This window comes from Streptosporangium heterodermiicola, from assembly GCF_051390675.1.
Taxonomy (GTDB): domain Bacteria; phylum Actinomycetota; class Actinomycetes; order Streptosporangiales; family Streptosporangiaceae; genus Streptosporangium.
Genome location: NZ_JBPJSR010000003.1, coordinates 413,925 through 426,112 on the forward strand (window position 1 = coordinate 413,925; position 12,188 = coordinate 426,112).

Annotated in this window: 10 protein-coding genes and 1 tRNA gene; 6 read left to right on the forward strand and 5 right to left on the reverse strand. The window is 70.2% G+C overall.

Features of this window, described 5'->3' with window-relative positions; genetic code table 11:
* Positions 1-84 precede the first annotated feature (84 nt).
* From ACSC1Q_RS09075 to serS, 3 genes are all read left to right on the forward strand, one after another.
* Entirely contained in the window at positions 85-1,608 is a 1,524-nt protein-coding gene (locus ACSC1Q_RS09075; RefSeq protein WP_436758200.1) for a glycosyltransferase 87 family protein, read from the forward strand.
* A 291-nt stretch (positions 1,609-1,899) separates the two neighbouring features.
* The gene (pheA, locus tag ACSC1Q_RS09080) at positions 1,900-2,820 is read left to right on the forward strand and encodes a prephenate dehydratase (RefSeq protein WP_436758201.1); all 921 of its coding nucleotides are present in this window, start codon (positions 1,900-1,902) and stop codon (positions 2,818-2,820) included.
* A gap of 228 nt (positions 2,821-3,048) precedes the next feature.
* On the forward strand, positions 3,049-4,311 hold the full coding sequence (serS, locus tag ACSC1Q_RS09085; RefSeq protein WP_436758202.1) for a serine--tRNA ligase: 1,263 nt from the start codon (positions 3,049-3,051) through the stop codon (positions 4,309-4,311).
* 57 nt (positions 4,312-4,368) lie between these two features.
* Here the strand turns inward: serS and ACSC1Q_RS09090 are convergent, their stop codons facing one another.
* Entirely contained in the window at positions 4,369-4,530 is a 162-nt protein-coding gene (locus ACSC1Q_RS09090) for a hypothetical protein (protein WP_436758203.1), read from the reverse strand.
* A gap of 702 nt (positions 4,531-5,232) precedes the next feature.
* The gene (locus tag ACSC1Q_RS09095; RefSeq protein WP_012886943.1) at positions 5,233-5,436 is read right to left on the reverse strand and encodes a cold-shock protein; all 204 of its coding nucleotides are present in this window, start codon (positions 5,434-5,436) and stop codon (positions 5,233-5,235) included.
* 237 nt (positions 5,437-5,673) lie between these two features.
* Between ACSC1Q_RS09095 and ACSC1Q_RS09100 the strand changes: the two genes are divergently transcribed.
* Positions 5,674-6,474 (forward strand): HAD family hydrolase, encoded by an 801-nt coding sequence (locus ACSC1Q_RS09100; RefSeq protein WP_436758204.1) that lies wholly within the window; start codon positions 5,674-5,676, stop codon positions 6,472-6,474.
* A 140-nt stretch (positions 6,475-6,614) separates the two neighbouring features.
* Here the strand turns inward: ACSC1Q_RS09100 and ACSC1Q_RS09105 are convergent, their stop codons facing one another.
* Both ACSC1Q_RS09105 and ACSC1Q_RS09110 read right to left on the reverse strand, forming a co-directional pair.
* A complete protein-coding gene (locus tag ACSC1Q_RS09105; protein WP_350968516.1) occupies positions 6,615-7,130 on the reverse strand; it encodes a bacterial proteasome activator family protein in 516 nt (171 codons plus the stop codon).
* A 4-nt stretch (positions 7,131-7,134) separates the two neighbouring features.
* On the reverse strand, positions 7,135-8,091 hold the full coding sequence (locus ACSC1Q_RS09110; protein ID WP_436758205.1) for an NAD(P)H-quinone oxidoreductase: 957 nt from the start codon (positions 8,089-8,091) through the stop codon (positions 7,135-7,137).
* Positions 8,092-8,208: 117 nt separating this feature from the next.
* Between ACSC1Q_RS09110 and ACSC1Q_RS09115 the strand changes: the two genes are divergently transcribed.
* Together ACSC1Q_RS09115 and ACSC1Q_RS09120 are read left to right on the forward strand one after the other, a co-directional pair.
* Positions 8,209-10,509: a MinD/ParA family ATP-binding protein gene (locus tag ACSC1Q_RS09115; RefSeq protein ID WP_436758206.1), complete on the forward strand. Its 2,301-nt coding sequence runs from the start codon at positions 8,209-8,211 to the stop codon at positions 10,507-10,509.
* A 120-nt stretch (positions 10,510-10,629) separates the two neighbouring features.
* Positions 10,630-10,718: transfer RNA gene (locus ACSC1Q_RS09120), tRNA-Ser, on the forward strand.
* Positions 10,719-10,932: 214 nt separating this feature from the next.
* On the opposite strand, the gene ACSC1Q_RS09125 is transcribed toward ACSC1Q_RS09120, so the two are convergent.
* Positions 10,933-12,177 (reverse strand): tyrosine-type recombinase/integrase, encoded by a 1,245-nt coding sequence (locus tag ACSC1Q_RS09125; RefSeq protein WP_436758207.1) that lies wholly within the window; start codon positions 12,175-12,177, stop codon positions 10,933-10,935.
* Between the last annotated feature and the right edge of the window lie 11 nt (positions 12,178-12,188).

Genomic DNA, 12,188 nt, shown 5'->3' on the forward strand with positions numbered 1-12,188 from the left:
CGGCCGTTTCCCCGGCCCCACGGTAACCGGCCCCACGACATGGCCGACCCCACGGTAACCTGCCTGCTCGTGAGGACTGGCGAGGTGACCACGACCGAGCGGCGCCCCCGGACATGGCTGTCGTGGCTGGTGTGGCTGCCCGCGTTGCTGCTCGTCGCCGCCGCGGTGTCCCCGCTGGTGCTCCAATGGCTGGGCAACGTGGACGACCAGCGCTTGGTCGACCTGGACGTTTACCGTACCGGCGGGGCGGCGATCCTGGAGGGCCGGTCCGTCTACGGGTTCGTCACCCCCGCGCCGCAGCTGCTGCCCTTCACCTACCCACCCGTGGCGGCGCTGCTCGCCACCCCGCTGGCGGCGATGTCCTGGACGGCGGCCCAGTGGGTGTGGACCGCGTTGATCTTCCTGACGCTGGCGGTCGCCGTCCGGCTCTCCTTCCGCGCCGCGCTCGGCGGCGCGGGCACCGCACCGGGCACGCCTGACGGGGGCCCGGTCTCACCGCACGCCGTTACCGGTACGCCCGCTGAAGAGTCCGGTACGCCCGCCGGAGAGGCGAATGCCGTTCCCGGTACGCCGGTCGAAAAGGCGGATGCCCTTGCCAGTACGCCCGCCGAAGCGGCGCACGCCGTTTCCCGTACGTCCGCCGGGGGCGCGGCGCGGGCGGAGGGGGCGTCCGGGGGCGTACGCGCCCGGCTGTCCGGGGCGATCGGGTCCGGTGAGGCGGGTGGGGCGGGCGGGGCGGTCCGCCTGTGGGCGCCCCTGCTGTTCGCCGCCCTGATGATCGCGTGCACCTACCTGATGCCGATCAGGGACCAGGTCCGCTTCGGCCAGGTGGACATCCTGCTCGTCGCGCTCTGCCTGGCCGACTGCGTGGCCCGGCGTCCGGTGTGGCCGCGCGGCATGCTGATCGGCCTCGCCACCGCCGTCAAGCTCACCCCGGGTGTCTTCCTGATCTACCTCCTCATCGCCGGTTTCGGGCCCGGCGCGAGGCGGGAGCAGCGCGGGACCTTCCTCGTGGCCGCGCTCACCGCGGCGCTGCTGACCCTGCTGCCGTTCCTGGTGATCCCGGCGGACGCCGCCGACTTCTGGTTCCGCGCGCTGCTCGACCCCGAGCGGCTCGGTGCCAACGCCGCGACCACCAACCAGTCGATGCGCGGCATGCTCATCCGGCTCTACCTGCCCGACGCGCTGACGAGCCTGCTCTGGGTGGCGCTGGTCGCCGTGGTCGCCTGGTACGGCTTCCGGTACGCCCGCAGGGCCCTGCTCGACGGGCACCTCGTGGCGGGGGTCGCCCTGGTCGGGCTGATGGCCGTGCTGCTGTCGCCGGTCGCCTGGATCCATCACCTGGCCTGGGTGGTCGTGGTGCTCGGCGCGCTGGCCGGTGACGGGCGCGACCCGGTCAGGCTCCGGGTGGCCGCCGGGGTCTGGCTCTACTACGTGCTGCCGATCCCCTGGTGGGGAGTGACGATCAAGGCCGTGGAGATCCCGGTGCTCAGTCCCGTACTGGGCAAGATCGTGCAGAACGGGTTCGGCCTGGGCGCGCTGGCCCTGGTCTGGCTGCTGGGGGTCTGGCTGCCCAGGCGGAGAGAGGCGTTCCGGGCGCTCCCCTGACGGCCCGGACCGTCTTCGTGCTCGCTCCCGTGACGATCTCCGACGATCTCGCTCCCTCGACGATTTCCCGGCGTTCTCCAGGTGGTTCCGGTCGCCTCCCCGGTGGGATACGGCCTCGGATGCGAAGCGGCCGGAAGGGCGGCGGCCCCGGGCGTGACGTGGCCCGCGAGGGGATGATCGAAAGAAAACAGCCTCTGACGTGGTACGACTTCGAGTGATCGGTTCGAGGTCAGTCGCGTCAGTATGTAATCCTCCGCACATTTTCTGACAGTCGCCGGATAACCTGGGTCCATGTCGAAACTCGCTTACCTGGGACCGGAGGGGACCTTCACCGAGGAAGCCCTGCGCATCCTGGCGCCTGAGGCAGAGCGCCTGCCGAGCCCGAACGTCACCGCGGCCCTGGAGGCCGTCCGGCGCGGCGAGGCCGACGGAGCCGTCGTCCCGATGGAGAACTCGCTCGAAGGCGCCATCACCACGACCCTTGACGAGCTCGCCCGGGGTGAGTCGCTGCTCATCACCGCCGAGCTGCTGCTCCCCGTCGAGTTCTCGCTCCTGGCGCGTCCCGGCACCGAGGTCGGCCACATCAAGAGGGTCTTCTCCCACCCGGCGGCCATCACCCAGTGCCGCAACTTCATCGCCCGCGAGCTGCCCGACGCCGTGGTGGTCGCCGCACCGTCGACCGCCGCCGCGGCGCAGGAGGTCGCGCTTCCCGGCTCGCCGTACGACGCGGCCATCGCCGCGCGCATCGCCGGTGAGCACTACGGCCTGGTCGAGCTCGCGGCCAGGATCGGCGACCGCACCGACACCGTCACCCGGTTCGTCCAGGTGTCGCGTCCCGGCCCGCTGCCCGAGCCGACGGGTGCCGACCGCACCTCGCTGGTCGTCTTCCTCGCCGACGACCACCCGGGCGCGCTGCAGGAGATGCTGACCGAGTTCTCCGTCCGCGGCGTCAACCTCTCCCGCATCGAGTCGCGGCCCACCGGCGACGGCATCGGCCGCTACTTCTTCCACTTCGAGTTCGAGGGCCACGCCGCCGACGCCCGTGTGGGAGAGGCGATCTCTGGTCTGCACCGCATCTCCGCCAGGGTGCGCTTCCTGGGCAGCTACCCGCGCGCCGACGGCCTCTTCCCGCAGATCAAGCGCGGCACGAACGACGGCGACTTCGCCGACGCCGCCGGCTGGCTCAGCAGGGTCCGCACCGGCCAGGTCTGATCGTCACCCGCCCCCCGCTCCTCGTACGGCGCCGGCCCGAGCCCGCGGAGGGCGTCCCGCCGGGCGAGAACGGGCGGGGGCCGGCCGAGGTCGGTCGGGACCGGACGGGGAACGGATGCCGCGTGGGCGGGCCGGGGTCGGCCGGGACCGGACAGGTAACGGATGCCGCGTGGGCGGGCCGGTTAATCCGGGCGCGGACGCTCGCCGTACATCGGTAGCCTTGTGGCTGTGATTGACCTGCGTACCCTTCGTGAGGATCCCGACCGGCTACGGGCGTCGCAGCGTGCCCGCGGTGAGGACGACTCTGTCGTCGACACGCTGCTCGACCTCGACGGGCGGCGGCGTGGCGCGCTGAGCCGCTTCGAGACGCTCCGCGCCGAGCAGAAGACCGTCGGCAAGTCGGTCTCCCGCGCCTCAGGGGAGGAGAAGGCCACCCTGCTGGAGCGGGCGAAGGACCTCTCCTCGCAGGTCAAGTCCGCCGAGGCCGAGGCGGAGACGCTCGGCGGCGAGCTCGACGAGCTGCTCTACACGGTGCCCAACCTCGTGGAGGAGGGGGCTCCCGCCGGTGGCGAGGACGACTACGTCGTGCTGGAGGAGATCGGCGAGAAGCCGTCCTTCGGCTTCGAGCCCAAGGACCACCTGGTGCTGGGCGAGCTGCTCGGCGCGATCGACATGGAGCGCGGCGCGAAGGTCTCTGGCTCGCGGTTCTTCTTCCTGAAGGGTGTCGGCGCGCGGCTGCAGCTCGGGCTCCTCAACATGGCCATGCAGCAGGCGATCGAGGCGGGCTTCGTCCCGATGATCACGCCCGTGCTGGTCAAGCCGGAGTCGATGAAGGGCACCGGTTTCCTCGGCGCCCACGCCAGCGAGGTCTACCACCTGCCCGACGACGACCTGTTCCTGGTCGGCACGAGCGAGGTGCCGATGGCGGCCTACCACGGTGACGAGATCCTGGACGGCTCCGCGCTCCCGCACCGCTACGCCGGATGGTCCTCGTGCTTCCGCCGCGAGGCGGGCTCGTACGGCAAGGACACGCGGGGCATCATCCGGGTCCACCAGTTCGACAAGGTCGAGATGTTCTCCTACGTGCGCCCCGAGGAGGCGCACGCCGAGCACCTGCGCCTGCTCGACTGGGAGAAGGAGATGCTGGCCAAGGTCGAGCTCCCCTACCGGGTGATCGACACCGCGGCCGGAGACCTGGGGTCCTCGGCCGCGCGGAAGTTCGACTGCGAGGCGTGGGTGCCCAGCCAGGGCCGCTACCGCGAGCTCACCTCGACCTCCAACTGCACCGACTTCCAGGCCCGCCGCCTCGGCGTCCGCTTCCGCGACTCCGGCGGCAAGCCCCAGCACGTGGCCACCCTGAACGGCACGCTGGCCACCACCCGCTGGATCGTCGCCATCCTGGAGAACCACCAGCAGGCCGACGGCTCCGTCGTGCTCCCCAAGGCCCTGCGCCCGTACGTCGGCCTCGACGTCCTCGAACCCGTCAAATAGGCCCGCGTCCTCGAACTCGTCAAGTAGGCCCCGCCGCGCGGCGGGGCCTACCCGCGTTCACACCGGATGTTCCGACGCCTCCTCCGCTCGCGCCGCGCCCGCCCAGCCGACCAGGACGGACCCCCCGATCCCGATCCCGCCGACGAGCCAGGCGAGGAACCCGGCCGTCGGATAGTCGTCGATGGTGCCCGCCTCCCATCCGGTGAAGAGCATCCACATCGCGAACGGCGTGCAGCAGGCGATGGTGACCAGCGCCGGCCAGGTCAGCGCCGGCGATCCGCCGCGTGTGACGGCGTGCCACGGCCATGCCGGACATGAAGCCGAGCAGGCCGACGAAGAGGACGACGCGGTGCTCCGTCCTCAGGTCGACGCCCGGCGCGTCGAGCGGGATCGCCGCGTCCGGGGAGAGGCCCCCGTCGAGCGGGCCCATCCGCCGCCAGTTTCCCCGCGCGTCCCGTACGGCGGCAGGAGGGGCTCTCGCGAACGTTCCATGGCCGGGTGGATCCGCCGCTGTGAGGCCGGGTTCGGGGGCGGCGGCATTCGTGACCGGGGTGTGTCCTGGAACCCGAAGGCCCCGCGCGTCCCGGCACCGGGTGGATCACGCCCGTCGATGGCGCCCGGCACGTCCACAGTCGCGCGGAAAGGCGGGAAGCGGCCGGGGGCGTTCAAAGACCGTCCCCGTGCCGGCCGAAGCCCTCAGGATCGCTCTCAGCGACGGGGAGGGGCCGGACCGCCACGCGGCCACTCCTGGGAAGTCCCCCGGGGGTCCTGGCGCCCCGGTTACCCCGGGTGCCCGGGTGTTCCGGAAGGTGTCCAGGAAGGTGCCGCACGGAAGGTGTCCAGGAAGATGTTCAGGAAACGGAAAGGCGGGGTTCGCCAGAAGCGAACCCCGCCTTCCCGTTCAACCAAGAGGTCTATGCGTCAGACGGCGCGGACCTGCGAGGCCTGCGGGCCCTTCTGGCCCTGGGTGATCTCGAACTCGACCCGCTGGCCGTCTTCGAGGCTACGGTAGCCGTTGCCCTGGATCTCGGAGAAGTGCACGAACACGTCCGGTGCACCGCCGTCCGGTGCGATGAAGCCGAAGCCCTTTTCAGCGTTGAACCACTTGACGGTTCCCTGAGCCATTAAAGCTCTCCCTCAGGATTTGAAACTTTGGGATTCACACCTCATGAACCCCATGTGTCGTACAGCGGGCCCCGGGGTGGCTCAGTCAAACTGGTTTTCACAACGGGATTCAGCTAATACAACGCCATCACATCTAACACTATCCGGCGCGGGCGTGTTCCCGCCATGAGGAAGATTCCTCGGACCGGATCCCTGGGGCCGACACGCCGACCATCACAGTGCAGACTGGGACGTGTTATGCAAAGCCCCAGGCTGGTCGCCACCGACCTCGACGGCACCGCTCTGCGCTCGGACGGCACCGTCTCCCCCCGTACGGCCGCCGCTTTTGCGCTTGTGGAGAACGCCGGGGCCACGCTGGTCTTCGTGACCGGCAGGCCACCTCGCTGGATGCACATGGTCGCGGGAGCCGTGCGCCATCGGGGGCTGGCCATATGCGCCAACGGAGCCCTCGTCTACGACCTGCACAGTGAGCGGATCGTCAAATCCCACCTCATCCACCCGGACGTGCTTGAAGAGGTGGTGAGACGTCTTCGCGAAAAGGTTCCGGACCTCGCGTTCTCTGTGGAATACGAGGGCGGATTCGCCCACGAATCGGACTTCCGTCTCGGAGGATGGGACAGTAAGGCAGTCGCCGGACTCCGTGTCGGAACGGACACACTCACCTCGCGGCCCTGCGCCAAACTTCTGGCACTGCATCCCAGAATGGATCCCGACATCCTTCAGGCGGCGGTCTGCGGACTGGTCGGCGACCTGGTCACCCCCACCCATTCCAGCGGCCGGGCACTGATCGAGATGAGCGCGCACGGAGTGACGAAGGCCTCGGCACTGTCCCACCTGGCCACGACGCTCGGCATCGCGGCCGAGGAGGTGGTCGCCTTCGGTGACATGCCCAACGATCTTCCGATGCTGCGGTGGGCCGGCGTCTCGTACGCCGTCGCCAACGCCCACCCGGAGGTGCTGGCCGCGGTCGATCACGTGACCGCGGCCAACAACGACGACGGGGTCGCCGGGGTCCTTGAGGAGCTCTACGGATCGTGACGGGCTTCACGAGCCGTACGAAGGCCCGGTGAAGGCTGCGCGAGCCCTGTGGAAGCCCGGTGAAGGCTCGGCGATCGGAAGCCGTCGCGGCTCCCGATCGCGCCGTCGCGGGCCGATGTCCCCGCGGGTAACCGATGCCCTTACAGGTAGGGGCCCGCGTTGCCGCCCGGGGGGCCCTCCTGCTGCTGGAGGGACATGCCGCCGGGCAGCGCCCTGCGCATGTTCTCCAGCTGGGCGCGAGCCGCCATCTGCTGGGCGAACAACGTGGTCTGTATGCCGTGGAACAGCCCTTCGAGCCAGCCGACCAGCTGGGCGTGGGCGATCCGGAGCTCCGCCTCGCTGGGCGGGGTGCCGTTGACGTCCTCGGTGAAGGGCAGCGAGAGTCGTTCCAGCTCCTCGACCAGCTCCGGTGCCAGACCGTCTTCGAGCTCCTTGATGGAGCTCTGATGGATCTCCTTGAGCCGCTTGCGGCTGGCCTCGTCCAGCGGGGCCGCCCGGACCTCCTCGAGGAGCTGGCGGATCATGCTGCCGATGCGCATCACCTTGGCGGGCTGCTCGACGAGGTCGGCGATCGACCGGGTCTCGCCCTCCTCCTCGCCCTGGGAGCCCTGGGGACCCACGACCACGATGTGCGGAGTGCTCTCCTCAGCGTTCATAACCTCAACTTACTAGCAGGATTTTCCCGATGTGTTCTCCGGACTCCAGGATGCGGTGGGCCTCCGCCGCGTTGCTCATCGGCACCCGGGCGTGCACCACGGGCCGGATCGCCCCGGCGTCGAGCAGGGGCCAGACGTTGTCCACGACGCCGCGCACGATGGCCCCCTTCTCGTCGACGGGCCGGGCGCGCAGCGTGGTGCCGTGCACCGAGGCCCGCTTCGCGAGCAGGGCTCCCAGGTTCAGCTCGCCCTTCGTGCCGCCCTGCAGGCCGATCACGACCAGCCGGCCGCCCGTCTTGAGAACCTTGACGTTCCCCGCGAGGTACTTGCCGCCCATGATGTCGAGGACCACGTCGGCCTTGACCTTCTCCGAGAAGTCCTCCCGCCGGTAGTCGATCCCCTCGTCGGCGCCCAGCTCCAGGCAGCGGGCGATCTTCTCGGGGGACCCGGCGGTGACGACCACGCGCGAGCCGAACGCCTTCGCCAGCTGTACGGCCATCGTGCCGATCCCGCTGGCGCCGCCGTGCACGAGGAGGGTCTCGCCCTTCCGCAGGCGCGCGGTCATGAAGACGTTGGACCAGACCGTGCAGGCCACCTCGGGCAGCCCGGCGGCCTCGACCAGGTCGACGCCCTCCGGCACCCGCATGACCTGCTGCCAGGGAACGGCGACCTTCTCCGCGTACCCGCCGCCGCTGAGCAGCGCGCACACCCGGTCACCCGGCGCGAACCCCTCGACGTCCGATCCCACCGCCTCGACCACGCCGGAACACTCCATGCCCGGGTACGGGGAGGCGCCGGGGGGCGGGTCGTAGAAGCCCTGGCGCTGCAGCGTGTCGGCCCTGTTGACCGCGGAGGCGGCCACGTCGATGATGACTTCGCCGCGTTCGGGAAGCGGGTCGGGGACCTCCCGCCACGTCAGCACTTCCGGTCCACCTGGTTTATCGATCACGATGGCGCGCATGTGAGCAAAGGTATCCGCTGAGCCCCAACTTGGTGGTTGCTCACGTTGACAGGAACACAGGGCGTTAACCTGCTATGTGTTTGCTGCCCTTTTATGCCCATCCCGAGGGGGAACACGGTGGCAAGACACGATCGTGAGGAATCTCTCGAGGAACAGCTCGCGTGGCTCGACGCCATCAAGGAGCAGGAGGAGGAGGCGCCCGCCCTGGCGGTGAAGGCCACCGCGGTGGACGACGCCGTCGTCTCGCCGTACCCGAAGGACCCCTGGAGTCTGGTCCCGAACGAGCCCGACGCGACGTCCTCGCCGCTGTTCCGCGCGGCCGTCGACTCGGCACACCCGGTCACCGACACTCCGGTGGAGGACGCCGACGCGGCCGACTGGATGGAGGCCTCCGACACGGTGAGCTCCTTCACCGTGCCCGCTCCGGCGTCCGGCAAGCAGGACAACGACGGCTTCCTCGCGCCACTGAAGCCCCTGCCGCGCCAGGAGTCCGCCGACACCGGCGACTACGGTCACGCCGACTTCACCGAGCCGCACCTCCGCACCCCGTTCGCGGCGCCCGCGCAGGAGCCGTCGCGCGGGCTGTTCGAGCAACCCCAGCGTCCGGCGGAGCCGGCCGCCCCGGCCGAGGCCGCCGACGCGGAGCCGCCCAAGCCGTCGTCCTCGGACACCGAGCGGTTCACCTTCGGAAGCACCGACTCCGACCGCTTCTCCTTCGGGAGCGGTGGCACGCGGTCCGCCTCGGGGGGCCAGGACTTCTCCTCGACCAGCGGAGACTTCTCCGCCGGAAGCGCCGGAACCGCCGAGGCCGAACGGTCCACGTCCGGCACGTCCGGCGCGTCCGAGGGGGGCGACCGCTTCCCCGCCGCCGGTGCCGAGCACGACCGCGACCGTACGATCTTCGAACCCTTCGAGTCCACCGTGACGTCGGTGGTGAAGGAGCCGCCCAGGCAGGCACCCGAACGCTTCGAACCCGCCCCCGAGCGCTTCGAGCCTGTCTCGGACCGCTTCGAACCCGTTCCGGCGCCCGTCCCCCCGTCCGAGCCCAAGCCCGACCCCGCCGACTCGTTCCGGGCCCCCGAATCCTTCGGCACCGACAGGCCGGAAGCGGCCGCGGCGCCGGAGCGTCCCGCCACCTCGGGTGCGTTCGGTTCGGAGACCGCCTCCGGTGCCTCTGGTTCCTCTGGCTCCCGCGGCTCCTTCGGCTCGGAGCGTTCCAGCTCGGCTCCGCCTCCTACCGGTCCCTCCGGTTCTTCCGGTTTCACCTTCTCCGGTCCCACGGCCTTCGCGCCGGGACGGGACGCGCCCCCCGCCCCCGAGCGGGACTCGTCCCAGGAACGCGCGGAACGGGAGAACCCCTTCGCGCCGGGACGGGACGCGGCCGAACCTGTGCGGGAGCCGTACCAGGCACGCCGCCGCCAGACGGCTCCGGCATCCGCCTTCGGCGCACCGGCCAGGCAGCAGCCTCCGGGCACGGTTCCCCGGCAGTCCGCCGACAGCCTGGACCCGGAGTCGCTGCTGAGGGGCCGTCGCAACGCGCCCGCCGGGGGCTGGCGGAAGCTGGTCTACAAGGCGTCGGCCGGGCTGATCAAGCCCGGCGAGTCCCCGGAGGTCCGCCGCCGCAGGGAGCTGGTCGGCCGCGCACGCACACCGGTGGCCACCGGCCACCACCGCGTCGCCGTACTCAGCCTCAAGGGCGGTGTCGGCAAGACCACGACCACGGTCGGCCTCGGCGCCACCCTGGCGCAGGTACGCGGCGACCGGGTCATCGCGGTCGACGCCAACCCCGACCGGGGCACCCTGTCGGACAAGGTCGAGCTCGAAACCTCCGCGACCGTCCGCGACCTGCTCAACGAGCGGCAGCAGATCAAGAGGTACGTCGACATCCGGGCCTTCACCTCCCAGGCCCCGTCGCGCCTGGAGATCCTCGCCTCCGACCGTGACCCGTCGGTGTCCGAGGCCTTCAGCGCGGCCGACTACCAGTCGGTCTCCCAGGTGCTGGAGAACTTCTACTCGATCTGCATCACCGACTGCGGCACCGGCCTGCTCCACTCGGCCATGTCCGGCGTGCTCGGACTGGCCGACCAGCTCGTCCTGGTCAGCTCCCCCTCCGTGGACGGCGCCCGCGCCGCCTCGGCGACCCTCGACTGGCTGGAGGCCCACCACTACGAGGAGCTCGTCCGCTCCGCGACGGTGGTGCTGTGCAGCGTCCGCCCGCGCTCGAAGTCGACCGTCGACCTCGACCGCCTGGAAGCCCACTTCGCGGCCCGCTGCCGCGCCGTCATCCGCGTCCCCTACGACCCTCATCTTGAGGAGGGCGCGGAGATCGACCTGGAAAGGCTGCAGCCCGCCACCCGCGAGTCCTACCTCCGCCTGGCCGCCTCGGTCGGCGACGGCTTCGCGGGCCCCCAGCCCTGACCCACACCGGGCGGGCGCCTTGTCCCCGAACTTGGAGACGAGGCGCCCGCCGGGTCCGGGCACGCCCGGGTCAATGAGAGACTAGGGTGCAATCTGACACGTTCTCCGGACGTGTCACCAGGAGAGCTCGCCTAGTGGACGATGGCGGCGGTCTTGAAAACCGCTAGGCCGGGTGACCGGTCTCGTGGGTTCGAATCCCACGCTCTCCGCCGAGCACCAGAAACGGCGTCTGACCAGGGACTTCCCTCGGATCGGGCGCCGTTGATCGTTTCCGGGGTGCGCAGCCGTATGCCGCTCTGAGCGGCCACATGTCGCTGGTCGTGGGATATCTGTGGGATGAAACCGGTCACGTTCGCCCAGCTCAGCCAGGCAAAAAGAGAGGGCCTCGGGATGACCGAGACCCTCTCACCGTAACCGGTGAACTCACGCCGCCAGCGCATCCTCAATCCTCTGGTTGGCGATCTCCGCGCCACCGTCGATGCACTTGGCGTAGACCTTGAGAAGCACGTCCACCCCGTGCCCCGCCCGCTCTGCCACGTCAGGGGCCGCCACCCCGGCATTGAGCCACAGGGACACCGCCGCGTGCCGCAGGTCGTAGGGTCGGGCAGCCAGGGGTGAGACCTGCTGTTCCGGAGCCAGGGCGAAGGCCCGCGCCGCCTTCCACACCTCGCAGTAGGTCCCGATAGAGATCACGCCACCGCGAGAGCTACGGAACAGCCGGCCGTCCTCGTGGACGCCGAACTCCTCGATGTGCTCGCGCAGGATGGCCACCAGCTCAGGCGGGATCGGCACGGGACGGCCCTCGTCCTCGGCCCGGTGCTTGAGCCCGCGATCATCGTGGGCCTCACCGCTGTCGGTCCACTTCTTGTTCGTCTGCGGCTTGGACTTGGCCAGGATGAGCCGCCCCCAGCCCGTCGCGGGAAGGTGGCAGTCCTGTTTGCGGAGCCCGAGCGCTTCGGCCGGGCGGACACCGGCGAAGTACAGGCAGGCGAAGAAGCCCCGCAGGTGCCGGCCACGGTCGAGACGGCTCACGTAGGTCACCGCCGTGAGCAGTTCGCGCGCCTGGACCGGGTTGACCACCACGCGCCGATCAACGACCTCCCGGATCTTCGGGGGCTTCCACGCCTTCACCTTGTCGATCGGGTTGGAGGGCAGTTCCTCCAGGTCCACCGCGTATTGGAGAGCGTTGTAGAAGACCGACCGCTTACGGGCGATCGTGGTAGCCGCAGCGGCTCCACCGTCGAGCCGGAGCGTCAACGCGTCCAAGCCGAGCCGTACATTCCGGACCTTGTTCAGGTCGGCGATGTGGAGCGAGTGCCGTTCGAGCCAGGCGAGAGCCGTACGGATGACCTCCGGTCGTACGAGTTGCCGAGCGGCAGGAGGAAGGGCGTACTGCCGGAGAGCCTCCCGGAGGACCAGCGGATCGGGTCTCCCCGGCGCGTCCTCGTTGACCAGAGCAGGCGTCACGGTCGCCAGGGCATCGGTGAGACTGTCGCGGGTCTTCGCTGCCGCGTGGGGCCATTTCATGTCCACGTACGCCATGACGAACCCGAACCAGTTCACCGCGCTTTTAACGGCCAGCATGGAGAGCGGAAGTCCGGTCTCCTCGTCGAATGCCTCACCGCGCTTGGCCGCCTGCCGGAGATCGGACTGGAAGTTCTCGGCCAATGCCTTTGTGC

Coding starts and splice junctions, on each gene's coding strand:
- ACSC1Q_RS09095 (WP_012886943.1), bottom strand. CDS start 5,436: ATGGCTCAGGGAACCGTCAAGTGGTTCAACGCTGAAAAGGGCTTCGGC.
- pheA (WP_436758201.1), top strand. CDS start 1,900: ATGTCGAAACTCGCTTACCTGGGACCGGAGGGGACCTTCACCGAGGAA.
- ACSC1Q_RS09100 (WP_436758204.1), top strand. CDS start 5,674: ATGCAAAGCCCCAGGCTGGTCGCCACCGACCTCGACGGCACCGCTCTG.
- ACSC1Q_RS09090 (WP_436758203.1), bottom strand. CDS start 4,530: ATGTGGATGCTCTTCACCGGATGGGAGGCGGGCACCATCGACGACTAT.
- ACSC1Q_RS09110 (WP_436758205.1), bottom strand. CDS start 8,091: ATGCGCGCCATCGTGATCGATAAACCAGGTGGACCGGAAGTGCTGACG.
- ACSC1Q_RS09105 (WP_350968516.1), bottom strand. CDS start 7,130: ATGAACGCTGAGGAGAGCACTCCGCACATCGTGGTCGTGGGTCCCCAG.